At 67.0% G+C, this 23,841-nt stretch carries 18 protein-coding genes and 2 pseudogenes; 10 read left to right on the forward strand and 10 right to left on the reverse strand.

Annotated elements, in window-relative coordinates; all coding sequences use genetic code 11:
- The first annotated feature begins 474 nt into the window (after positions 1-474).
- A complete protein-coding gene (locus tag ABT063_RS09840; RefSeq protein WP_351056681.1) occupies positions 475-927 on the forward strand; it encodes a DUF2563 family protein in 453 nt (150 codons plus the stop codon).
- On the opposite strand, the gene ABT063_RS09845 is transcribed toward ABT063_RS09840, so the two are convergent.
- Entirely contained in the window at positions 924-1,280 is a 357-nt protein-coding gene (locus ABT063_RS09845) for a hypothetical protein (RefSeq protein WP_351056682.1), read from the reverse strand. The two genes, ABT063_RS09840 and ABT063_RS09845, sit on opposite strands and share 4 nt — an antisense overlap.
- A 1,515-nt stretch (positions 1,281-2,795) precedes the next feature.
- On the opposite strand from ABT063_RS09845, the gene ABT063_RS09850 reads away from it, so the two are divergent.
- The 3 genes from ABT063_RS09850 (at position 2,796) to ABT063_RS09860 (ending at position 4,709) form a co-directional block, all read left to right on the forward strand.
- Positions 2,796-3,896: a S8 family serine peptidase gene (locus ABT063_RS09850; RefSeq protein ID WP_351056719.1), complete on the forward strand. Its 1,101-nt coding sequence runs from the start codon at positions 2,796-2,798 to the stop codon at positions 3,894-3,896.
- A 93-nt stretch (positions 3,897-3,989) separates the two neighbouring features.
- Positions 3,990-4,328 carry a WXG100 family type VII secretion target gene (locus ABT063_RS09855; protein ID WP_221757324.1) on the forward strand — a complete coding sequence of 113 codons (339 nt, stop codon included), beginning with the start codon at positions 3,990-3,992 and terminating at the stop codon, positions 4,326-4,328.
- Positions 4,329-4,406: 78 nt separating this feature from the next.
- Entirely contained in the window at positions 4,407-4,709 is a 303-nt protein-coding gene (locus ABT063_RS09860; protein ID WP_351056683.1) for a WXG100 family type VII secretion target, read from the forward strand.
- A 392-nt stretch (positions 4,710-5,101) separates the two neighbouring features.
- On the opposite strand, the gene ABT063_RS09865 is transcribed toward ABT063_RS09860, so the two are convergent.
- Positions 5,102-5,290 carry a DUF397 domain-containing protein gene (locus ABT063_RS09865; protein ID WP_124438835.1) on the reverse strand — a complete coding sequence of 63 codons (189 nt, stop codon included), beginning with the start codon at positions 5,288-5,290 and terminating at the stop codon, positions 5,102-5,104.
- A gap of 10 nt (positions 5,291-5,300) precedes the next feature.
- Positions 5,301-6,156: pseudogene (locus tag ABT063_RS09870) on the reverse strand (helix-turn-helix domain-containing protein).
- Between the two features lie 225 nt (positions 6,157-6,381).
- Between ABT063_RS09870 and ABT063_RS09875 the strand changes: the two are divergent.
- Positions 6,382-6,844: pseudogene (locus ABT063_RS09875) on the forward strand (ATP-binding protein).
- Between the two features lie 489 nt (positions 6,845-7,333).
- Here the strand turns inward: ABT063_RS09875 and ABT063_RS09880 are convergent.
- From ABT063_RS09880 to eccCa, 6 genes are all read right to left on the reverse strand, one after another.
- Entirely contained in the window at positions 7,334-7,927 is a 594-nt protein-coding gene (locus tag ABT063_RS09880; protein WP_351056684.1) for a hypothetical protein, read from the reverse strand.
- A 56-nt stretch (positions 7,928-7,983) separates the two neighbouring features.
- A complete protein-coding gene (locus ABT063_RS09885; RefSeq protein WP_351056685.1) occupies positions 7,984-8,526 on the reverse strand; it encodes a hypothetical protein in 543 nt (180 codons plus the stop codon).
- A gap of 96 nt (positions 8,527-8,622) precedes the next feature.
- Positions 8,623-10,914: a hypothetical protein gene (locus ABT063_RS09890; RefSeq protein ID WP_351056686.1), complete on the reverse strand. Its 2,292-nt coding sequence runs from the start codon at positions 10,912-10,914 to the stop codon at positions 8,623-8,625.
- Positions 10,914-11,429, reverse strand: a complete 516-nt coding sequence (locus ABT063_RS09895; protein ID WP_351056687.1) for a hypothetical protein — start codon at positions 11,427-11,429, stop codon at positions 10,914-10,916. The genes ABT063_RS09890 and ABT063_RS09895 overlap by 1 nt, the downstream gene beginning before the upstream one ends.
- 171 nt (positions 11,430-11,600) lie before the next feature.
- On the reverse strand, positions 11,601-11,831 hold the full coding sequence (locus ABT063_RS09900; RefSeq protein ID WP_351056688.1) for a DUF6199 family natural product biosynthesis protein: 231 nt from the start codon (positions 11,829-11,831) through the stop codon (positions 11,601-11,603).
- 84 nt (positions 11,832-11,915) lie between these two features.
- Positions 11,916-15,890: a type VII secretion protein EccCa gene (gene eccCa / locus ABT063_RS09905; protein WP_351056689.1), complete on the reverse strand. Its 3,975-nt coding sequence runs from the start codon at positions 15,888-15,890 to the stop codon at positions 11,916-11,918.
- A gap of 319 nt (positions 15,891-16,209) precedes the next feature.
- Here eccCa and eccD point away from each other — a divergent pair, with 319 nt between their 5' ends.
- Positions 16,210-17,712: a type VII secretion integral membrane protein EccD gene (gene eccD, locus ABT063_RS09910; RefSeq protein WP_351056720.1), complete on the forward strand. Its 1,503-nt coding sequence runs from the start codon at positions 16,210-16,212 to the stop codon at positions 17,710-17,712.
- Between the two features lie 74 nt (positions 17,713-17,786).
- The gene (locus ABT063_RS09915) at positions 17,787-18,566 is read left to right on the forward strand and encodes a hypothetical protein (RefSeq protein ID WP_351056691.1); all 780 of its coding nucleotides are present in this window, start codon (positions 17,787-17,789) and stop codon (positions 18,564-18,566) included.
- A 132-nt stretch (positions 18,567-18,698) separates the two neighbouring features.
- On the opposite strand, the gene ABT063_RS09920 is transcribed toward ABT063_RS09915, so the two are convergent.
- Positions 18,699-18,998 carry a DUF397 domain-containing protein gene (locus ABT063_RS09920; RefSeq protein WP_351056692.1) on the reverse strand — a complete coding sequence of 100 codons (300 nt, stop codon included), beginning with the start codon at positions 18,996-18,998 and terminating at the stop codon, positions 18,699-18,701.
- Positions 18,999-19,486: 488 nt separating this feature from the next.
- Here ABT063_RS09920 and rpsO point away from each other — a divergent pair, with 488 nt between their 5' ends.
- The 3 genes from rpsO (at position 19,487) to ABT063_RS09935 (ending at position 23,805) form a co-directional block, all read left to right on the forward strand.
- Positions 19,487-19,774: a 30S ribosomal protein S15 gene (gene rpsO / locus ABT063_RS09925; protein ID WP_351056693.1), complete on the forward strand. Its 288-nt coding sequence runs from the start codon at positions 19,487-19,489 to the stop codon at positions 19,772-19,774.
- 426 nt (positions 19,775-20,200) lie between these two features.
- Positions 20,201-22,429 carry a polyribonucleotide nucleotidyltransferase gene (locus ABT063_RS09930; RefSeq protein WP_351056695.1) on the forward strand — a complete coding sequence of 743 codons (2,229 nt, stop codon included), beginning with the start codon at positions 20,201-20,203 and terminating at the stop codon, positions 22,427-22,429.
- Complete coding sequence (locus tag ABT063_RS09935) at positions 22,426-23,805, forward strand: M16 family metallopeptidase (protein WP_351056696.1); 1,380 nt, start codon at positions 22,426-22,428, stop codon at positions 23,803-23,805. The genes ABT063_RS09930 and ABT063_RS09935 overlap by 4 nt, the downstream gene beginning before the upstream one ends.
- The last annotated feature ends 36 nt before the right edge of the window (positions 23,806-23,841 follow it).

The following is a 23,841-nucleotide window of genomic DNA, read 5'->3' on the forward strand; positions in this document are numbered from 1 at the left end:
GCGCTCTCGTGCTGCTCGCGGCGCCTGTCATGCCAGCGTTGGCAGCTTGGTGCACGGGGTGGTGCGTGGCCATGCTCACAGTTCGGGAATATCCCAGCGAGGTGGACGCCCGGCGGGCACTGAGGACCGACGTGTAGTGGCCCCGCGCCATGGGACTCGCCTTGTCCTCAGACGGCAGGCACGTTTTTGCATCGCAAAGTTTGAGCCACGCCCGGCGTCTGACCGATCGGGGCAGTTCTTGGTAGAGGGCGAGTGTGGCGGGACGCGAGTGGCTTGCCCAAGTTTCAAAGCCTTCGAGGGGGTTCGGAGTGGGCCTCCTGACGGTGTCTCGACAACTTCGTAACTCACCTAACACAAAGTTCAGTTGGCCGCGATTTACACAATGACTACAGTGGTCATCGAGTGTGTTGATCAGGCCACCGCCTGTGCATCGCTTGACAGCTTTACAAACGGGGAACGGGGAGGGAAGGCATCGTGCCTGCTGCGGAGCGCCAAGCTCTCAAGGTCAGACTCGAGTCACTGAGCGAGTTCAAGAAGCGCGTGGACGCCGCGCTCTCCGATTTTGAGGGCTCGCAGGGCAGCGCGCAGAAGGTCGGCGCGCACCGTCTCTCCGAGGCGTCGTTCAGCGGTTCGGGTGGGTTCGCCGAGGCCAAGGGCCTCCACGCGCAGTACGAGCGGGTCCATGAGCGTCTGACTGCGCTTTCCAAGAACCTGGGCCTGCAGATCGAGGCGCTCCAGATCGCCGTCATCGGTGCGGGCGGCAACTTCAGCGACCTCGACGAGGAGCAGCGGCGACGGTTCTGGGAGATCCAGGCCGGCATCGACCGCGAGTGGCAGGACGCGCAGCGCGAGAAGGACGCCGCAGAGGCCGAGAAGCAGGGCAAGTCCGCGCCGAAGAGCTACAACGAGCGGACGGGTACCTACTAGTGAGTGACGAACAGAAGCACCAGGACCCGCACCAGGCGGAGAAGAAGCAGGTCGCCGAGCAGGCCGGCGTCATCAACACGGTCAGTCGTGTGGTGGAGGCGACCCCCTTCGGCGGCGCAGCCCTCAGTGCCCTGGGCAGGTCGAACTTCGAGGGCCACGACCTGAACGCCATGATCGACCTGGTCGAGTCCGCGAGACCGGAGGACCTGGAGACGGCGGGCAAGGCTCTGTGGAACGCCAAGGACGCGATCGAAAAAGCGGCCGAGGAACTCAAAGGCCACATCAGTCGGGTTGAGTGGGAGGGCGAGACCGCCACGGCCTTCCACAAGTGGGGCGACAAACTCGTCAAGCACGCTCTCGAACTCGCCGCCTTCGCCGGAGTGACGGGCACGCAGATCACGGCAGCGGCCACGGGCCTTGCCTCCGTCCGTACGGCTATGCCGCCCCGTGACAGCCGGCTCGTTCCCAAGACCGTGGATGAGATCCCGACGCCCATGCAGGTGGAGGGCAACAAGGAGTACGCGGCAGCGGTCAAGGTCGAGAAGGACCGCCAAGAGGCGATCAACCAGATGAATCGTCTGGCGTCCTTCTACGCGGTGTCGGAAGAGGTCATGGCGGGGCAGGAGCCGCCGACGTTTGAGCCTATGCCGGATGTGGGGGTGCCACAGCCGGATCCGTCCTACGGGAAGATCCGCCAAGGCAGTGAAGAGCAAGGTACGGGTGGGCTTGGGGCCGCTCGTGAATCTGCGGTGGCCAGGCATGACTCTTCGAGCACAGCAACGGGAGAGCGGAGTACAGGAGACGTCACGCCTCCGCTCAAGCACGTGGACGATCCAACTGTCCACCCTGATGTGAACGTCGGTACGAAGATCGACAGCGTAGGCACGCTGCCGCCCCAGGAGACCACGAGGCCGGCGACCAACGTGCCGCCGACGGTGACCGGTCCGAGCGGCGGGGGCGGAGGGACAGTCCCTCCCTTCAGCTCCGGCACGGTTCCTCCTGTCCCGAGCGGGCAGGCCGGCCGTACGTCAGGCTTCGGTGGAGCGAACAGCAACAGGGCCCCGATCTCGGCACAGGGCCGCACAGCCACTCCCAGCGGCACTGCTGGCGGGCGCGGCACCACGGGCCCGATGGGACGCGCCATGGCTACGGGGCAGTCGGGAATCCCAGGCGGCGGCGCGTCTCCCATGGGCCGAGGTGTCTCCGGCGGAACGCCACGCCCCGTCGTGGGACCGGCGAGCGGCCACGCCGGTGGCGCGAGTTCCACAGGTGCGGCGCGCGGCAATGGTGTCGTCGGAGGAAGGCCCGCCCCAGGTCCTCAAGGGGCGACCGGTTCCAGGGTCCCCCGCGGCACGGTCGTCGGCGCCGAGGGCAACACCGGCTCCCGTACGCCCGTCGGCCAAATCGGGCAGCGTGGAGTGATCGGGGCGCCGAACTCCACTCCCGGCTCTCGTCCTGGTCAGACTGCCCGACCCCCTGCGGGCAATCCTGACGGCGTTGTCGGAACGCCCAAGGGGCGAACCCCACCCGCGAGAAGCGGTGGGCCGGCCGGAGGTGGTGGGGACGCCCCGCACGGTCGGACGGGGAATCGACGGAACACGAACCGCGAAGATCGTGAGGGTGAGTCTCAGCCGGAGACCCCGCGGCGCAACGCGCCACCAGTGACTGACTGAATAAGAGCGAGGATCTACAGAGGCATGACAGGGACCAGCCCACGTGGCGGATTGACTGCGTTCTTCGCAGGACGTGCCGGAAGACGGATGTCCACCGTGTGCGCGGCGCTCGGTGCTTTCGCAATCGTGTCTTCGGGGCTGGCTCCGAGTGCGGTCGCCGCAGACGTTCAGTCGAAGCAGTGGTACTTGAACGCGATGGACGCCGAAGGCATGTGGAAGATCAGCACAGGCAAGGGCGTCAAGGTTGCCCTGCTGGACACCGGCGTGAATCCCCACACCTCGTCTTTGAAGGGCCAGGTGCTCGGAGATGAGGTGCCGCAAGCGGTCTCGTACAACGCCACGAAGGACTACGACAGCCACGGCACCAGCATGGCGGAGTTGATTGCTGGCACTGGCGCCGGAGGCGGCCTACAAGGCCTGGCTCCCAGCGCGAAGATCGTCCCCTATCGAGTGCTCACCGAGGGTGTGAAGAACAGCACCGACAAGAAGAAGACCCCTTCGGTCGTGGATGCGATCAAGGCTGCGGCTGATAGTGACGCTCAGATCATCAGCATGTCCTTCGCAACTAACATCATCGACCCGGATGTGGAGAAGGCCGTCAAGTACGCCCAATCCAAGGGGAAGTTGATGTTCGCTGGCACAGGCAACGACGCTGAATCCAAGAACTTCATCGGCTACCCGGCCGCCTACCCTTACGTCGTCGGGGTGGCTGCTGCGGACGAGAAGGGGACAGTCGGCGACTTCTCGGAGTACGGCAACTATGTCGATCTGGGGGCTCCCGGCCTCAACGTGCCCTACTGGTGCGACGCAACATTTCGCTCGTATTGCGACGACGGAGACGGAACAAGTATGGCCACCGCCATCGCCTCTGCGTCCGCCGCCCTCATCTGGTCCGCTCACCCCAACTGGACAGCCAACCAGGTCCTCCGCACCCTGATCGACACGGCAGGCCGCACTTGGCCGAAGGGCGACCGGAGTAACTACCTCGGCTACGGCATCGTCCGCCCCCGCAAGGTGCTGGAGAACAGCAGCATCAACCCGGGGTCAGCCGCCACCGACCCCCTCAGCTTCGAGAACGGAACCGGCGTCACGGGCGTCACCGCCTCACCCTCCGCTTCCGCATCAACCTCGTCACAAGCCTCCAAGGACACCGCTGGCGGCCAGACCGCGGCGGCAGGGTCAAGCTCGCAGTCGTCCGACAACACCACGATGTGGGTCGCCCTAGGAGCCGCAGGGGCTGTCCTGGTGATCGGGGGCGGTGCCTTCGCGGTGATCCGTTCGCGGCGAGGAGCATGACGACTCACGCACGGCAACCGGTCACACACAACCTTTCTGGCGCGGTGACGCGCGCGGAAATGAACCACAGCTCTTACGAAAGGGAGTGCCGAAATGGTCGACCGCAAGCTCAATGAAAGCGACGTACAGAGGCTTCAGACTGAGGTCGTCGATCGATACGACAACATCAGGGGATCGCTCGCGAAGCTGCAGGGCACGATCGACATGATCGAGAAGGCCTGGAGGGGACAGGGCGCCCAGGCGTTCAACACGAAGCAGACGGAAATCAACCAGCACATGGTCGCGATCGGCAAGATGCTCGACGACTTCCTCGAGGGCATCAACCTGAACAAGACCGACAAGCGCAACCTCGAAGACCAGATCGAGGCTGACCTCAAGCAGATCTCGGTAGACGATCTCGGTGGAAAGACTTCGGCGCTCAACAGCTACTGACGGGCCATCGGCGGCACTGAGCCGCACCTTGTCCGGGCTGCGCAGTCCGGCTGAAATCTTCATAGAAGCGAGGGAAACATGTCCGGAGTCCACTACGACGAACTTGCCGTTACGTACGGCACCATGGACGCGCTCGCCACCGAGCTCGGCAACCAGGCCAAGAAGCTCGAGGAGGACCTCGAGGCCCTGAAGCAGGCCGTGCTCAACGTGTCCTCGGGCTGGGGCGGCGAGGCGTTCGAGGAGTTCCAGAAGAAGTCCAAGCAGTGGGACACGCACGCGCGGGGCATCCACACGGCGCTGGTCCAGATCTCCCAGCGCGTCCAAACCGCCGGCGGTGACTACCGGGGCGGCGACCTGAAGGGCGCCAGCTACTTCCAGTAAGCGCGCGCAGTTGACGGAACTAGGGTGGGCGCGCACGGGAGGTGCCCACCCTGTGTCGTGCCCGGCACCCGGACTTCCGCAGGGCCGTGTTTTGGCGGGCTTCCCGGTCGTGACAGTGGCACGGAGAAAAGACAAGGACGGAGACGGCGCTGCGGCGTCCGCCGCCCTGGTGTCAACCTCGGCGCCTTGCTGTGGGCGAAGCACGGTTACGGTCTGGTCCGCGTCCGGCAGATCCTCGTGGACGGCAAGGGCCAACCTGGAACGGGCCGACCAGATCGTCGGCCGTCAGCGGCGTGGATCCGGCGGCGGTCGGTCGCCGACCGCAACGCCTGTACGACAAGAACGTCATCGCGCTGGAGATATTCTAGAGTGTGGATTACGAGCGGCATGCATCAGTGTGGCTTTTGTGTCGTCTTGAATATGCGTATCAGTTCGTGCAGAGCGGCGGGGGTCGTAGCCAGGATGACCTCCGGCTCGTCGCTTTCGCGGAGGTGAATGGTGCCGGTGGGAGCGGCGGCGACGTAGACACAATTCGAGCCGTCCGGGCTGTAGGTCGACTTCTGCCAGGCCAGTGTGTGCATGTCGTCCCTTTCAGAGGTTCTGCCTAACGTGCTCGATGATCTCGCATGACTCGGCGGTCTCGAGAGCGCAGGACTCCATTCGGTCCAGTACGGTACGGTACTTGGTCAACTGGGCCGCTGCGTCCAGGAATTCGCAGCCGCCGTGGTGGGTGTCCAGCTGGACCGTGTCGAGCTGAGGGACCGGCCCGGCGGCGTAGTCGAATGATTGCCCGTTCCCAGGGAAGTGGGGAGAGGTGAACGGGATGACGCGGATGGTGATGTTGTCCTGCTCGCTCAGCTCAAGAAGGTGGGCGAGCTGTGCGTCGGCGACTTCCGGCCCGCCGTACTGCATGCGTAGAGCTGCCTCATGCAGTACTGCCGCATAGGGGAGCGGATTTGAGCGGTTGGAGGACCTCCTGCCGCTTGATGCGGTACGAGAGGCGATGCTCAAGTTCGTACGGGCGGAAGGGCGGAACTGCCTCTCGAAGCATGGATCGTGCGTGATCTGCGGTTTGCAGCAGTGCAGGGATGTGCAGGGACAGGGCCACGCGCAACGCAGTCGCATGATGTTCAAGTTCGGCAAGGTCGATCAACCCGACGGACAGATATTCCCGGTAGTCGTCCCACCAGCCACGAGTGCGGCCCCCGGTCATTGCCGCGAGGGCTTCGACCAGCGCCTGGTCGGCGCAGCTGAACGCACGGGCGAGGGTGCGCACGCGGTCGGCGCTGACGGCATAGCGGCCGGCTTCGATACTGCTGAGCTGACCCTGCTTGAGGCCGAGCAGTTCTGCGGCCGCAGTCGAGGTCAGCCCCGAATGTTCCCTGAGCTTGCGTAGTTCGGCACCTAGTCGCTGCTGGCGCAGGGTGGGGGTAGCGCTGGGCGGCACTGGGTTCTCTCTCGTCATGGCGTTCCCGCGGGCACCCACAGGAGGGAATTGTGAAGTCTATCGCTCGTGCGATGTTAAGTATCACATCGCACACTCTATGGTGTGTGTCACGCAGGCAACTGCCCGCGCCGATAAGCCGGAAGTGCATCAACCCAGGCAATGCCGCCGCTGGGCGGAGCCGTTGAGCGAAGCCAAGTCCCTTCCTCGTCCTCCGGGAGCTCCTTCATGGTCACCGTATCCCCGCCCGACACCTGGGTTTATGCCCTCTGCTTGCCTCACGACCCCCGCGCCGCACGCGTCGCACGGATGACCGTACGAGCAGCGCTGAACGGGCACGGCATGCCCGAAGTGCTAGACGTGGTCGAGCTGTTGACATCCGAGCTGGTTACCAACGCCTACCGGCACACCCAAGGGCCCTGCCTCCCTGCGGCTGACCGCGCTTGGGGGCGGGCGGCTACGGGTCGGCGTATGGGATACGAGCTGCCACATTCCTGCCCCCTTTGACAAGCCGCTCGGCGACCGTGTCGCGCGGGCCCCGGTGGACGCCGTCGGTGGGCGTGGGCTGTTCCTCATCCAGGAGTAGGCCGACTCGTGGGGTGGATGGGCTCTCGGTGACGGCCTGCTCGACCGCAGCACGGGGAAACTGCTGTGGTTCGAAGTCGGGGCGGGCCGGATGGGGATGCGGTAGAGCAGTTGGGAGCGATTGGTGGATTGCTCCACCGGTGACCGGCACGAACTGCGGGGTCTCGGAGCTGGTAATGATCCGCCAAACGCCCCCCTCGTCGATGCGATGACCGACAAGTATCCCGCAGATCAGTTCGAGTGCGAGGGACTCACATGAGGTAGCGAGCATCTCAGCGGAGGCCTGCTAACGCACCTGCTCATGTCGGTCCGCTCCACTGGGGTCAAGTCACCCGCACTTCGATCGGCTTCTCGCATGCCGCTCACAGAGCTCAACGGAACAAGTGCACTGGGGTTGTTTCTTGAAGCACCCTGATTGCAAGCGGTCTTAGCTGCCGAAGCCATCTCACCCAGAACCCAACCTCTAACACCAAACTGGCACCACCCCACGAACCGCCGCAACGGCGGAGGTCCCAAAGGTGCCGCCGCTCCGGCAGCCCTGATGGCGAGAACGCACGGATAGGGCGATGCCGACGTATGCGAGCGACGTATCGCATCAAACGTTCTCAAGGCCGGCCGACGGCGTCTCGCCGTCTTGTGCCTGCCGAGCACGTTCGGCGAAGGCGGTGGCGCACTTCCCTATCAGGGAATCCGACAACTCGACTTTTGGTACCGCCGCACCATGCGTCAGCAGAATGACACTGCCCACTCGCACTTGTGAGAGCACAGACTTCGACCCAGGGACGCCCGAGACATCCATCCCGGTCACGGCGTCGTTGCGTTCCCCGATCTTCCCGAGGTTCACTCTCTTAGCCTCAGGGACGCGGTCCTTCCAAGCCTCCCATACCGGGTCGTAGGCCGACTGCGCAGTTTCTGCGTCCTGATAGGTCATGATCAAAAATGTGATGCCGGGCTTCTGCGCTTTCATGAAAACAGACCGACCCGCGATGTGGACGTTCTCGCAGGCTTCCTTCGTATAGCAAGAGGTCAGACCGAATTCAAGAGCCTTCTTTTGTGCGTAAGCCGAAGGCTCGGCCGCAACATCCCACCCTGGAACGGCTTTGCCGTCCGGCAACACCGACGTTGTTTCCTGCACGCTGAGGGCTGATTCCTCGTTAGCGCCCCCACCGCAACCGACGAGAACCGTCAAGGACATAGCGAGAGCGGCAAGGTACCCGTGTCGGCGTGCGCGGCACGAAGGCGCCGTCACTGGGTGCATTCCTCTGAAGAGCCGACAGCCTCCCCGTAGCCCCTGATGAGCTTGAGCATGTCCGCAGCCTTCGCATCGTCGTGGGTCACCCGGACAGAAGCCCACAGCGGCTCGTGGGCCTCGTCCGCCTTGGCGCAGTCGACCTTGCCGACGGCTCCAGTCGACGAGTAGATGTATCGGCCCCCGTCGCTTTGCTGATCCTGCGGGTCAACTCCGAGCGCAGACTGGGCGACATCGCTTGCCGTCGTCTCGTCTTCCCAGCGCTCTGTGCTGGCTGAAAGGACTGACTCACCGTCGACATGAATGCGGCACCGTTTGGTGCTTCCCGAGGATTCCGGATGTTCCGTCAGCTCCTCGCCGTTCGGAAGAACTGGCTTCAGTACATTCTGAGGAACTTTGATCCCGCAGATCGAGTTAGGGACCGTGTAGTGCTTGTCGGAAGGCGAGCACGCGGCGGTGGACAGCAGCGCGGTCGCTGCGGTGACAAGAGTGAGAGCGGCGCGAGCTCTCAGCCGCGCGGCGTTGCAGATCTTTTTCACGGAGTCCCTTTACTTTGACGTTGAGAGACGATTGGTCAGTGCGACGCAGGAAGCAACCCTGGAGGCCAGCCGGCGTGCCAGACTCCAGGGCACCGGTCAGTCAGGAATCTCCGTCTCAAGGTCCCTGGCCATCTGGTGGCCTGCAGTGGATGCGTCGTTGAAGCCGTCTGCGGTGCCGATGCGCGTCCACTCGTCCACGCTGTCGGCGTACGGCGTGTGGTAGGCGTTGGCCGCCGCGACAGCTGCGTTGTGAGCCATCGCCGTGTTGGCATCCTTTGAGTTCTCCCAGCGCTCGCCGATGTCCCTACCCAGTTCCTTGGTGAACTCGGGTTCGGAATCCTTGTAGAACTGCTCCAGCACCATGCTGGTGGCAGTGCCTGCAGCCCCGCCGACGCCAGCGCCGACTGCGGGGCTGGCGATGAAGGATGTGCCCACACCGACGAGCGTGCCAACGGTGCCCGAGATCAAGTTCTTCTTCTGGTTCACGGCGTTTTCGAAGTCGCCATCGGCTTCCTTTGCAGGCCCCAGAACAGCTTCATTTCGTCCGAGTGCGAGCGTGCCACCGACCTCGCCCGACCTGCGCGCGATCTCCTTCACCGTGGCCTCGGCGCTCTGGTCGTACCGTTGGTCCGCTGGGAGGTCTGGGTTGAGGTGGTAGTCCATAAGCCTGGCCATGTAAGTCTTCTGACTGACTTCGACAGCGGCGTAGCCTTCCGGATCCTGCCCGACGGCGACAAGGAAGCGGGTGACGTCAACGTGCTGCATTTCAGCGGGCGTCCCGGAAATCGGGAAGAGACGGGCCACGCTGTCGTTGCCTTCGGGGGCGTCGGCCGTAGCACGGTTGATGTCAGCCAGGTACTCAGAAGCGATCTGGCCGATGCTGTCAGACATGTACCCCTTATCGGTCAGCCGCCCGGGGTCCTCTGAGATCGATCCCACGAGGTTCTCCATAAGCCTGGCCTGTTCAGCATTGTGCGGAGGCGTATCCACTGTCGGCGTCTCCCCCGCCGGATGCCCCGTAGTAGCCGCCTCCAACGCCAGCGCGAGATTGTTCCGCCCGGCGATGCTCTCCTCGCCCTTGTCGTCCATGTCCTGCGGCCAGTCGCGCTCCTCAAACAGGTAGTCGAAGTTGCTGAGAGTCCTCTTCCCCTCCTTCCCGTCACCGTCAGTGTCGTGTTTGAAGTCGTGATCCTCGTCCTTCGTGACGAAGGTGCCGTTGAAGAACTCCGTTGCCGCATCCGGGCTATTGGACAGTCCCTTGAGATAGCCCGTCATCGGGTCCCAGCCCGAGTCGGTGCCCGTGCGGTTAAGGAGTTGGTCGCCACCCGTACGGGTCCACGCGCCGTGGCGCCCGTTGTCCGTGAACTTCTTCTCCGTCTCGATCAGCTTGTCGCCATAGCTGACGAGGAATCGGTCGTCGTAGTCGCCGAACCGCATCAGGTTGGTCATGACCTGCGCCCCAAGGGGGAAACCGCCGTTGCGGCCCACGGGTTTGTCAGCCAGGTCGGTCATCCTGGACTTCCACTCCGTCATACCGGCGTTGTCGCTCTGCGACGCTGTGGCAAGGGTGAGGCTTAGGTTCTTCTGCAGATCGTCGAACTGGTCGGCCCGCTTCTGCCCCAGTTCCCAGGCGCTGTTCCGGTCGTTGATGCCGGTCCAGAAGTTGAGGGTCCCGTCCGCTCCGAGGCTCGTGGCGAAGCGTTCCGAGAACAGTTCGTCGTCCGCGTAGTCCTTCAGACCCTTGTTGAGATGGTCGAACTCCTCCACCGTCAGGTCCTCGGGCTTCTTCTTCGCCAGCCTGGCCAGCTCGTCAGCTTTCTTGATCGCTTCGGCCGCCTCGTCCCGACTGCCGTAGTCGGCGTCCGAGAAGCCCAGCTTGCTCTGGTCGGCAATGGCCGTGAGGACCGTGCTGGCTGACTTGTCGCTCTCGGTGGCCTTGTCGAGGATCCTTTGGATCTCGTCCCGAAGCGCGGTGATCTCGCCCTTGTTGTCCTCGTCCTGCTTGGCACGGCCTTCCGGCGGGACATTCGTGGTGACGGTGAAGCCGCCCTCGTAACCGATGACCGTCAGATTCTTCTGGCGGCCGCGCTCAATGGCGTCGTTGAGCTGCCCCTTGTAGTCCTTCAGCTCGTTCCGGGTGTCCCTGAGGATCTTGTAAATGGAGTTCGCCTGGCCGTGTGCGTCCTTGAATTCCTCGGTGGTCTTGCCGATGAACTCCTTGGAGACGGTGGCGTTTACACCCGCCCAGTCGGCCTTGTTGGCGGTGCCTCGGAGGCCCTTTTCGGCTTCCCCCCTCAGCGTCTCCAGGTCCTTGACCATCGTCGACCAGTCGTCGACGGCATCGTCGAGCAGGCTGAAGTCGGCGTTCCGAAGGGCGTCGAGATCCATCAGTTCTTGCCCTTCTTGTCATCCGGTTCGCCGTAGATCGAGTTCTGCTTGCCAGGAGGACCGACACGCTCGTCGAAGCCCGCGTCCAGCAGGTCGATGCTGCTCATCTGCCGACGGATGTAGTCGTCGTCATCGGCGTGCAGGTTCTTGGTGACTCTCATGTGATTCGAGATGTGTGCGCACGCGTCCCGGAGGGAGGACAGTTGCTCGTCCCAGCGGAGCGCGACGTGCTGCAGGGCGCTGCCGAGGGCGAAGCCGCCCTTCGTCAGGGTCCCGGCGGCGCTCTCGCTACTGGGCACCGCTCTGCGCCCCTGCTTCCACAGGTCGTCGTACAGATCGAAGGCGTTCTGGCCGATCTTCGCCAGGTCCTTCTGGCTGACCTTCAGGTTGCCGTAGGTGCTGGGATCCGGCGCAGGCCGTCCGCCGCTGCCGGGGTCCAGCTGGTTCAGCTGCATCTGGGTCGACCCGTTCTGAGCTGCCTGCAACTTCAGCTGCTCCCACTCATCCCACGCCATAGGTGTGCCCCTTCCCCCGTGTCTTCGCCCGGCCGATTCCCGGACGATTGCGCTCCGCCTGTTCCCGGACGATCGCGCGCTGGTCAGCGCAGCCAGACTTACTCAGACGTACTCTCCCGTTCGAGTTGCTACTCGTACCTTTTACAAGCCCTTGTAAGTGGTCCACTGGCCTCAGTCCTCAAGCCCACCGGACTCGATGTAGTCAATGCTGGTGAACCACCACACGGCCATCACGACCGTTGCCGCCGCGAGTGAGAGCAGCAGAATTCGCCGGGCTCTGTACCCGGCTTCCGACGGCTCGTTCGCTTCCGGGTCGCTGAAGCGGCGTGCCTGGAAGCGCCACCAGAGTGCCTTCTGGTCGACCAGGCCCATTCCGCCGAGCCAGAGGGCGAGCAGAAGCATGAAGATTCCTACCCCGACCATTAGAACGCCCCTCCCGACGCCAAGTACGCCACGTACGACAACTCAACCCGCCCCCGCTGCACCTCAGTAAACCCCCTCCGCCACCAACCCCACCTGCACCAACGGCTTCCCCCGCCGCCGAGAAACAAAGACCCCCCGCCCCGCAGGCATAGGCCGCGGCCGAACCCCCCCGAGCAGATCCCCCTCACCCGGATCGCCGGCCAGCACAACCCCCTGCGCCCCCAGCTCCTTCACACGCTGCATGAACGCCTCGTACGACGCCCGCCCCGCGCCCGCCGTCGACCGCGCGATGATGAACCGCACCCCCACGTCCCGGGCGAACGGCAACAGCTCCGTCAATCCCGCCAGCGGATTGCCGCTCGACGTCGCCACCAGGTCGTAGTCGTCGATAACGACGTACACCGTCGGCCCGCGCCACCAACTCCGGTCCCGCAGCTGCTGTGCGGTCACGTCGGCCGTCGGGGTGCGGCGCTTCATGAGGTCGGCCAGGGCGGCCATGTGGTGGTCCATGGCGTTGGACATGGGGATGTACTCGGCCAGGTGGGACGACGGCGTCGCGTCCAGCAGTGCGCGCCGGTTGTCGATGACGAACAGCTTGGCCTCGTCGCCCGAGTAACGCTCAGTCACCTGCTTGATCAGCAGCCGCAGCAGGTTCGACTTGCCCGACTCGCTCTCGCCGAAGACGAGGAAGAACGGGTCCTGCTCGAAGTCGACGAAGACCGGTTCGAGGTTGTCCTCGTCGAGGGCGAAGGCGACACCGCGGCGCGGGAAGCGATGGCCCGGAGGCAGCTGCTCGGCCGGGAACTCGCGGGGCAGCAGCCGGACTTCGGGCGCGCCGGGCGCCTGCCAGTGCCGGGAGACCTCGGTCGCCAGCGCTGCCGTGGCGTCGGCCAGGTCCGTGTCGGAGGTCAGACCGTCGATGCGTGGCACCGCCGCCATGAAGTGCAGCTTCTGCGGGGCCTGTCCGCGGCCGGGCACGCCCGCCGGCACGTTCGCGGCCACCTTGCGGTCCAGCTCGGAGTCCATCGTGTCGCCGAGCCGCAGCTCCAGGCGGTTCATCAGGTGGTCCTTGAGGTTGGCCCTGACCTCCATCGAGCGTGAGGCCGTCAGGATCAGGTGGACGCCGTAACCGAGACCACGCGCCGCGATGTCGAGGATCACCTGGTCTATCGCCTCGTAGTCCGCACGGAAGTTGCCCCAGCCGTCGATGACCAGGAACACATCGCCCCACGGCTGATCCGTGACCGAGATGTCGCCTCGCGCCCGCCGCGCCCGGAAATCCGCGATCGACGAGATGCCCGACGAACGGAAGTACTCCTCGCGACGGGTCAGCACCCCGTACACCTCGGCCACCGTCCGCCGCACCCGCTCCGGATCCAGGCGCGAGGCGACCCCACCCACGTGCGGCAGCCCGGCCACCGCCGCCATGCCGCCACCGCCGAAGTCGAGGCCGTAGAACTGGACTTCGTGCGGCGTGTGCGTGAGCGCGAACGCCGAGATCAGGGTGCGCACCAGCGTCGACTTGCCGGACTGCGGACCGCCGAGGATCTGCATGTGGCCGGCCGCGCCGGAGAAGTCGACCCAGAGCGGGTCGCGGCGCTGCTCGTACGGCTTGTCCACCAGGCCCGCCGGTACGACCAGGCGGCCGGCGCCCTCGTATCCGGGCTGGGTGAGCCCGCGGCCCTGCACCGCCGTGAGCCCGGGCAGCAGCCCGTCCAGCGACGGCGGGCTGTCCAGCGGCGGCAGCCACACCTGGTGGGCCGCCGGGCCCTGCGCCTCCAGCCGGCGCACGATCACGTCCAGCACGGTGTCCGCGAGCGCGTCGTCGACGTCCGGGCCGTCCGAAGCCGAAGGGCGCTGCTGCGGCACCGCCACGTACTGCACCGGTACCTCGGCCGCCGTGAACAGCACCGGCCGTCGGTCCACCGGCAGCGGGCCGCCGCCCAGCGTCGCCCGCTGCGTGCCCGAGCGGTACACGCCCGAGACGTACGCCGCCTTGAAACGCACCATCTCGCCCGTGCCGTGCTTCAGGATGCCCGAGCCCGGGACGTTCGGCAGCTCATAGGCGTCCGGCACGCCGATCGCCGCCCGGGACTCGGCGGCGGAGAAGGTACGCAGACCGACCCGGTACGACAGGTAGGTCTCCAGGCCGCGCAGGCGGCCCTCCTCCAGGCGCTGCGAAGCCAGCAGAAGGTGCACGCCGAGCGAACGGCCGATGCGGCCGATCTGCACGAACATCTCGATGAAGTCCGGCTTCGCCGTCAACAGCTCACTGAACTCGTCGATCACCAGCACCAAGGACGGAATGGGCTGCAGGGGCGCACCCGCCGCGCGCGCCTTCTCGTAGTCGTGGATGTTGGCGTAGTTGCCCGCGTCACGCAGCATCTCCTGGCGGCGGTTGAGCTCGCCGCGGATGGAGTCGCCCATGCGGTCGACCAGGGTGAGGTCGTCGGCGAGGTTGGTGATGACGGCCGCCACGTGCGGCATCTGCGCCATGCCTGCGAAGGTCGCGCCGCCCTTGAAGTCCGCCAGGACGAAGTTCAGCGTCTCCGACGAATGCGTGACCGCCAGGCCCAGCACCAAGGTGCGCAGCAGCTCCGACTTGCCGGAGCCGGTGGCGCCCACGCACAGGCCGTGCGGGCCCATGCCCTCCTGCGCGGCCTCCTTGAGGTCCAGCATCACGGGGCGTCCGTCCTCGCCGACACCGATCGGCACCCGCAGCCGCTCGGCCAGCGAACGCGGCCGCCAGGTGCGCTGGGTGTCGACGGACGCCGCGTCACCGAGGTTCAGCAGGTCGGTGAACTCCAGGTTGGCGAGCAGGGGTTCGTCGTCGTCCCCGCCGGAGGCCATCCGCAGCGGGGCCAGTTGCCGGGCGAGGGCCTCGGCGGATTCGTACGAGAGGGCGTCGGGAGTCCCCTCGTAGACGACACCGTGCCCCGACTCCAGGTGCAGTGCCTCGGGCTGTACGACGATGGAGAGCTCCCCGCCGCCCGTGGTCAGTTCGCCGGGAACGACCTCGAGGACGGTGACGCCCTGGAGCCCTTCGGGGTTGGCCAGGACCGAGTCCGGGGGCAGGGAGAGGCCGTCGAGTACGACGACGATGTGGGGCTCCTCCGGCAGGGGCGCCGCGTTCGGGTGGAAGCGCGGGCGGCCCGTCAGCCGGGTGGCGAGCAGGTTCTCCAACTCGCGGGTGTCGCTGTTGATCAGCCTGCGGCTGCCCGCGCCGTCCACGGCACCGGGCGCCTGGACGTGCGGCAGCCACTTGGCCCACTCCCAGTGGGGCAGGGCCTCGCGGCCCGCCGCGACCACGATGAGCAGGTCCTCGGGGGAGTGCAGCGCGGCCAGCGAGCCGGCCATGGCCCGGGCGGAGGACCGTACGGACTGCGGATCGCCGCTGATCGTGACGTGGTAGAAGGCACGCAGTGAGACCGCCATCGGCAGGTCGTCCAGGGTGCTGTGGACGGCGAGAAAGCGCTGCATCGCACCCGCGGTCAGCGGCTCCAGCTGCTCGACGGGGGCGGTCTCGGGGGCGACCAGGGCGGTGGCGAGGCCCTGCGAGCCGAGGCCGATGCGGACCTGGGCGAAGTCCTCGTCGCCGGGGCGGCGTTCCCACACCCGGCTGCCCTCGGCGACCAGGGCCCACAGCTGTTCGGGGGAGGGGTGGAGGAAGTACTGCGCGTCGCGCTGTGCCTTCGCCGTGTCGACGGCCGTGCGCCGGGTCTGCGCCAGGTAGCTCAGGTAGTCGCGGCGCAGGTCCGCCAACTGCCCCTGGTTGCCGCGGCGGAAGCGGACCACCATCGCGATGGACATGGCGATCGTCGAGGCGATCATGATCATGCCCATGATCCGCATGAACGGTTGCCCGCTCGTGAAGAAGAAGACCACCGAGCCACCCATGCCGAGCGTCGGCAGGAGTTGCATCAGCACGCTGTCCTGGTGCCCCCGCGGCAGTTCGGGCGGAGGCTGCAGGACGATCTCCTGCGTGGACACTTCGGACGGCAGCACCCGAGGCGGGCGCTTCACGACGATGTGGCTCACTGTCATCCATTCCCTTGGCCGGCCCGAGAGTCCGTCCGCCGCCCCGTGTCAGGCGGACGCAGGCCGCCGCGTGATCCTACTGACTTCAGCGGACACAAGGGGGCGGTAGGGTGCCGGATGTTCGCGTCAGCACACGCGAGTTGAGCTGGAGTATTGGGGCATTCCGTGCGATCTGGCGAGATGCGGAACCCCGGCGACGGCACGACGGCACCGTTCTCGCCACCTCCCCGCATCGTCGGTCACAGGGGGCGGGAAAAGTCACGCCGGATTTCCATACCGTAGGCACAGAATCATCACTGAGGGGGAGCAGCAGGTGAGCATGACGGCCTCCGCGGCAGCCACCGGGGGACCCGGTACGGGAACTCCTGCAGGGGCGGGTACGGGACTCGGTTTCTGCCGGGTCACCATCGTCGCGCCCGACAGCCGGATCGACGTGGCACTGCCCGACGACATCCCGGTCGCCGACATCTATCCGGAGATCCTCAGGCTCTCCCAGCAGAGCCCCGCCGAGAGCGCACCCGTCGGCTACCACCTGGTACGCCGGGACGGCACCGTCCTCGACAGCTCCCGTTCCTTCGCCTCCCAGCGCATCCTCGACGGCGAACTCCTCACGCTGCGCCCCTTCTCCGAGTCGCTGCCCCCCGCCGTCTTCGACGACGTATCCGACGCGGTCGCCTCCGCCGTGACCAGCGAACGCACCTTGTGGAGCGGCGACCTGACGCGTGTGGCAGGCCTCGTCGGAGGAGGCGTACTGCCGGTCCTGCTGGCCTTCGTGGCCTGGATGGGCGACCCGCTCCACGACATGCACAGCCTGCCCGGCATCCTCGCCGGGGTCGCCGGTGTCCTGCTGGTCGTCCTCGCATGCGTGCGCGCCCGGGTCTACGACGACCGGGCCTCGGCCATCGCCCTGGGACTCGGCGCCCTGCCCAACGTCGGCGTGGCCGGCTCGGGTCTGCTGCCGCTCGCCGACGGACAGGGCATCGGCAAGCTCCAGTTCCTCCTCGCCTGCGCGGCGGTGCTGCTGGCCTCGGTGCTGCTCACCTTGTGCTCGCCGAGCGGGGACGGCCCGTTCGTCGCCTTCGTCTTCGCCTCCGGCACCGGCCTGCTCGCCGTGTTCGCGGCGACCCTCGCCGACTGGACGCCCTCCGAGATCGGCGCCCTGTGCGCCCCGATCGCCGTCGGAGGCCTGGCCTTCCTGCCGGGCCTGTCGATGCGCTTCGCCCGGCTCCCGATCGGCTTCGACACCCCCAACACCGCCCCGCGCAGCGCGTATGACACCGACCCCACCCCCCAGGAGCCGGTCGACGCCGAGCGGGTCACCGCCAAGGCGCGGCGCGGACACGAACTCCTGGTCGGCCTGGTGGGCGGCTGCGCGCTGATCGCCGTCGGCTCCTCGGCCGTCCTCGGCTTCTCCTCGAACGTCTGGGCCCAACTCCTCGCCCTCGCGACCGGCGTGGCCCTGCTGATGCGCGCCCACCTCTTCCGCTACACCGCCCAGGTCGCCCCCGTCCTGGCCGGCGGTCTCGCCTCCCTCGTACTGCTCGGCCTCGGACTGGCGCTCAACCCGCCGCACGCGGTGATCCGCGAGGCCCTCACGGGTGACCGCACCGACCTCGACATCCGGACGATCTGGCTCATCGCGGCGATCGCGGCGGCGGCCGCGCTGGTCACGGCGATCGGCCTGATCGTCTCGCGCGGCGGCCTCACCCCGTTCTGGGGACGCTTCCTGGAGATCGCCGAGGGCTTCGTACTGCTGACCCTGGTGCCGCTGGCACTGGCCGTCTTCGACGTGTACACGACGGCACGGTCGATGACGAGCTGACCGGGGTGGGAGCACGCCCCGGCGTGGTCGGCAGGGAACGAACGGCCGGGGCATGAACGAGGGGATCTTCGAGCGTGGGTTTCGGCCCACGTCCTTCCGTCTACACCCAGTCCACTGTCACGGCGAACCAGCAGCGCAGGAAGCGCCGCGGGACGGTGCTCGGCGCGCTGACAGCCGTCCTGGTCGTCGTGTCGGCCGGGAGCACCTGGCTGCTGTGGGACCCGGCTTCCACACAGTCGGACAAGCCGTCCGCCGCCGCGGCGCACAGCCCCCTCGACGTCCGGGAGACGGATGCCTCGTCACCGGGCGCGGCGTCCGTGCCGACCATGACCTGGGGCGGCGGCACGGATGCCTACGCCATGGACGGAGGCGAGCGGCGCCGGCGGATCAAGGCCACCGGGAACTGCGAACACATGGGCGCCGGCGGCGGAGACGGGTTGGTCGTCCGGCTCGAGTGCTGGAGCGATGCCGCCGTTCCGATCGGCTCGTACCAGTCAACGACGTACCGGGTGCCCGAGCTCGATCCGAAAACCGGCGGAACCATGTGGACGTACGCCCTCGCCAAGGGCGTCCGGGACATCCGGCTGGTGTCCAGCGACCCCGCCGTCCTCGCTGTCTCGGCCGACGAGATCGGCGTCACCGGCCTGATCACCCTGGACGATCACGGCAGGTACCGCACCACCATCGGCCTCGAGGGCGGGAATCAGTCGCCGAGTGCGCCGGCGAATCGCCGTATCCCTCCGCCGAGGACTGCCCGACGATCGTGGCCGGTGCCGGGCAGGTCTTCGTCAGGAGCAAGGAGCGGGGCGACCTCGTCGACAACGCCAACGGGATCGTCGGATTCGACGTCGTGACGGGCAAGACGGTCAAGAAGTTCGGCTCGGGGTGCGATGCCTGAGGGCGCAAGGACAACGTGCGCCAACGAGGCAGGGGGAGCAGGACTCGTACCGCCTCCCTGCCCCGCCTCCCCTGCCCCACCTACCCCGTCACTCCGCCGCGAGCCCCCCATTGTGCGGCGCCGGCTCCAGATCGAACTCCCCGTCCCGTGCCCCCAGCACGAACGCCCGCCACTCCGCCTCCGTGTACCGCAGCACGGTGTCCGGGTCGAGCGACGACCGCATGGCCACGGCCCCGCCGGGAAGGTAGGCGATCTCCACCCGCTCCTCGTGCTCCTCGGTGCCCGGCGCGCTGTGCCACTCGACGCCGGAGATGTCGAGGGCGTACAGCTCGTCCCTCTCCCGCTCCTTGCGTGCCTTGAGCTGTTCCTTGTCCTCGGCCTCGGCCATCGCGGCTCGGTCCTTCCTTGTGTGCCAACGAGCTGTGCGGCCACCCTACTTGCAGCCGTTCCTCCTGGTCAGGGGTTCGCGGATGTACGTCCAGGGCGCGGGCAGCCGCGTCGAACTACCGTCCGGCAGAAGGACAGCCGTGCCGTTCCGCCCAACAGAAAGCCGACCTCCCCCGGCCCCCTGTACGCGGTGACCCACCACGTCGGCGCGCGCGGCCGCTCACGGCGGTCGTTCATGCGGGCGAGGACGCGGGCGTGACACCGTGGCCATTGGCGTGGAGAGCGCCCCCGTCGAGCCCGCTCCCGCCCCCGGACAGAGGCATCGTTCCAGGCTGGTAAGCTGTGCGGTGGCCGTTTGTGTACGCGCCCCCGGAGCCTCAGGCCCTGGAGGCCGCGCCCAGCGGATCCCCGCCTCCCGAGTAACGGAAGCTCCCCCGCGATGCAGACCGGGGGCACTCGGTGGCATTTCACAGACTATGAGGAGTACGCGTGTCGCTCGACGCCGCTACGAAGAAGCAGATCATGACCGAGTTCGGCACCAAGGAGGGTGACACCGGCTCCCCCGAGGTCCAGGTCGCTCTGCTGTCGCGTCGGATCTCCGACCTGACCGAGCACCTCAAGACCCACAAGCACGACCACCACTCCCGCCGTGGTCTGCTGATTCTGGTCGGTCAGCGCCGCCGCCTGCTGCAGTACCTCGCCAAGAAGGACATCCAGCGCTTCCGTACGCTGGTCGAGCGTCTTGGCATCCGCCGCGGTGCGGCGGGCGCCAAGTAAGACGCCTTGAGGGGAGCGGTTCCCGGGGTTTGGGGACCGCTCCCTTTGCTGTACATACGGGACAAACGGGCTCCATAGGGGCTCCACAGACGGTCTCTCCCTACCGAATGCGGAGAGACCTGCCGCACGCGAAGTCCCCGCCGCACATGCGAAACGTGCGGAGTGTCACTGACGCTTTGTAGTGTGGTAGCACAACGCAATACGTACGACACAGCGTGATGACGCGAGCCCACAGGGGTAGGGCGACATCACAAGACGAACGAGGAGAAGCGCGCCTCGCCGCCGCCGGTCCTCGGTAGTGGCCCCCGGGGGAAAGTGAGCCCCGAGGGCTTCGATCGAAGACCGGCCCGCACCAGACGGAGCGCTTCTCCGCCACCGTCCCCCGCCACACGGGCGAGGAGGGACGAAGACGAGGAGAAAACGCTAGTGGAGAACGAGACCCACTACGCCGAGGCCGTCATTGACAACGGCTCCTTCGGCACCCGCACCATCCGCTTCGAGACGGGCCGCCTGGCCAAGCAGGCCGCCGGCTCCGCCGTGGCGTACCTGGACGACGACACCATGGTGCTGTCGGCCACCACCGCATCCAAGAACCCCAAGGACCAGCTCGACTTCTTCCCGCTGACGGTGGACGTCGAGGAGCGGATGTACGCCGCCGGCAAGATCCCCGGCAGCTTCTTCCGCCGTGAGGGCCGGCCGTCCGAGGACGCCATCCTCACCTGCCGCCTCATCGACCGCCCGCTGCGCCCGTCCTTCAAGAAGGGCCTGCGCAACGAGATCCAGGTCGTCGCCACGATCATGGCGCTCAACCCCGACCACCTGTACGACGTCGTGGCGATCAACGCCGCCTCCGCGTCCACGCAGCTGGCCGGTCTGCCCTTCTCCGGCCCGATCGGCGGCGTCCGCGTCGCGCTGATCAACGGCCAGTGGGTCGCGTTCCCGACGCACACCGAGCTCGAGGACGCCGTCTTCGACATGGTGGTCGCCGGTCGCACCCTGGAGGACGGCGACGTCGCGATCATGATGGTCGAGGCCGAGGCCACCGAGAAGACCATCCAGCTGGTCAAGGGCGGCGCCGAGGCGCCGACCGAGGAGGTCGTCGCCGCCGGTCTGGACGCCGCGAAGCCCTTCATCAAGGTGCTCTGCAAGGCCCAGGCCGACCTCGCCGCGAAGGCCGCCAAGCCGACCGGCGAGTTCCCGATCTTCCTCGACTACCAGGACGACGTCCTGGAGGCGCTGACCGCCGCCGTCCGCCCGGAGCTCGCCTCCGCGCTGACCATCGCGGGCAAGCAGGAGCGCGAGTCCGAGCTGGACCGCGTCAAGGCGCTCGCCGCCGAGAAGCTCCTGCCGGAGTTCGAGGGTCGCGAGAAGGAGATCTCCGCCGCGTACCGCTCGCTCACCAAGCAGCTGGTCCGCGAGCGCGTGATCAAGGAGAAGAAGCGCATCGACGGCCGCGGCGTGACGGACATCCGTACGCTCGCCGCCGAGGTCGAGGCCATCCCGCGGGTGCACGGCTCCGCCGTGTTCGAGCGCGGCGAGACCCAGATCCTGGGCGTCACGACGCTGAACATGCTCCGCATGGAGCAGCAGCTGGACACGCTGTCGCCGGTGACGCGCAAGCGCTACATGCACAACTACAACTTCCCGCCGTACTCCACCGGTGAGACCGGCCGCGTCGGCTCCCCGAAGCGCCGCGAGATCGGCCACGGCGCCCTCGCAGAGCGCGCCCTGGTGCCGGTCCTGCCGACCCGCGAGGAGTTCCCCTACGCGATCCGCCAGGTGTCCGAGGCGCTCAGCTCGAACGGCTCGACCTCCATGGGCTCGGTCTGCGCCTCCACCATGTCGCTGCTGAACGCCGGTGTGCCGCTCAAGGCCCCCGTCGCCGGTATCGCCATGGGCCTGATCTCCCAGGAGATCGAGGGCGAGACGCACTACGTCACCCTCACCGACATCCTCGGTGCGGAGGACGCCTTCGGCGACATGGACTTCAAGGTCGCCGGCACCAAGGAGTTCGTGACCGCCCTCCAGCTCGACACCAAGCTGGACGGCATCCCGGCCTCCGTCCTGGCCGCCGCCCTCAAGCAGGCCCGTGACGCCCGCCTCCACATCCTCGACGTGATGATGGAAGCGATCGACACGCCGGACGAGATGTCCCCGAACGCCCCTCGGATCATCACCGTCAAGATCCCCGTGGACAAGATCGGCGAGGTCATCGGCCCCAAGGGCAAGATGATCAACCAGATCCAGGAGGACACCGGCGCCGAGATCACGATCGAGGACGACGGCACCATCTACATCGGTGCCTCCGACGGCCCGGCCGCCGAGGCCGCCCGCACCACGATCAACTCGATCGCCAACCCGACCATGCCGGAGGTCGGCGAGCGCTACCTGGGCACGGTCGTGAAGACGACCACCTTCGGTGCGTTCGTCTCGCTGCTCCCGGGCAAGGACGGTCTGCTGCACATCTCGCAGATCCGCAAGCTGGCCGGCGGCAAGCGCGTGGAGAACGTCGAAGACGTGCTCGGCGTGGGCGCCAAGGTCCAGGTCGAGATCGCCGAGATCGACTCGCGCGGCAAGCTCTCCCTGATCCCCGTGATCGAGGGCGAAGGCGAAGGCGAAGGCGACGACGACAAGAAGGACGACACCGACAAGTGACGTCGAGTAGCTCCACGGCGACGGCCCGCACCTCTTCGGAGGCGCGGGCCGTCGCCCGTACCCAAACCCTCATCAAAGGCGTCAACGGCATCGGTACCGTCCGTAAGACCACCCTCCCCGGCGGCCTCCGCGTGGTCACCGAGACCCTGCCCTCCGTGCGCTCCGCCACCTTCGGCATCTGGGCCCACGTCGGCTCCCGCGACGAGACGCCGTCCCTGAACGGCGCCACGCACTATCTGGAGCACCTGCTCTTCAAGGGCACCACGCGACGCAGCGCGCTCGACATCTCCTCCGCCATCGACGCCGTCGGCGGCGAGATGAACGCGTTCACGGCGAAGGAGTACACGTGCTACTACGCGCGCGTGCTCGACACCGACCTGCCCCTCGCCATCGACGTCGTCTGTGACATGCTGACGGGCTCGCTGATCCTCGAAGAGGACGTCAACGTCGAGCGCGGCGCGATCCTCGAAGAGATCGCGATGACCGAGGACGACCCGGGCGACTGCGTGCACGACCTGTTCGCGCACACCATGTTCGGCGACAACCCCCTCGGCCGCCCCGTCCTGGGCACGGTCGACACGGTCAACGCCCTCACCGCCGACCGCATCCGCCGCTTCTACAAGAAGCACTACGACCCGACCCACCTCGTGGTCGCGTGCGCCGGCAACATCGACCACAACAAGGTCGTACGACAGGTCCGCGCCGCCTTCGAGAACGCGGGCGCCTTCAAGGACCTCGACGCCACGCCCATCGCCCCGCGCGAGGGCCAACGCGCCCTCCGCACCGCGGGCCGCGTCGAGCTGATCGGCCGCAAGACCGAACAAGCCCATGTCGTCCTCGGCATGCCCGGCCTGTCCCGCACGGACGAGCGCCGCTGGGCCCTGGGGGTCCTCAACACGGCCCTCGGCGGCGGAATGTCCTCCCGTCTGTTCCAGGAGGTCAGGGAGAAGCGCGGCCTGGCGTACAGCGTGTACTCGTACACCTCCGGCTTCGCCGACTGCGGCCTGTTCGGCGTGTACGCGGGCTGCCGCCCGAGCCAGGTGCACGACGTGCTGAAGATCTGCCGCGACGAACTCGACCACGTGGCCGAGCACGGCCTCTCGGACGACGAGATCGGCCGCGCCATCGGCCAGCTCCAGGGCTCCACGGTCCTGGGCCTGGAGGACACCGGCGCGCTGATGAACCGCATCGGCAAGAGCGAGCTGTGCTGGGGCGAGCAGATGTCGGTCGACGACATGCTGGCCCGGATAGCCTCGGTCACCCCGGACGATGTCCGTTCGGTCGCCCGGGAGATCCTGGGACGACGACCCTCGCTGTCGGTCATCGGCCCGCTGAAGGACAAGCAGGCCGCCCGGCTGCACGACGCCGTCGCCTGACACCCGTCATCGGTACGTCATCGGTAAGGAAGCAAG

The organism is Streptomyces sp. NPDC002838 (assembly GCF_040295365.1).
Lineage (GTDB): Bacteria > Actinomycetota > Actinomycetes > Streptomycetales > Streptomycetaceae > Streptomyces.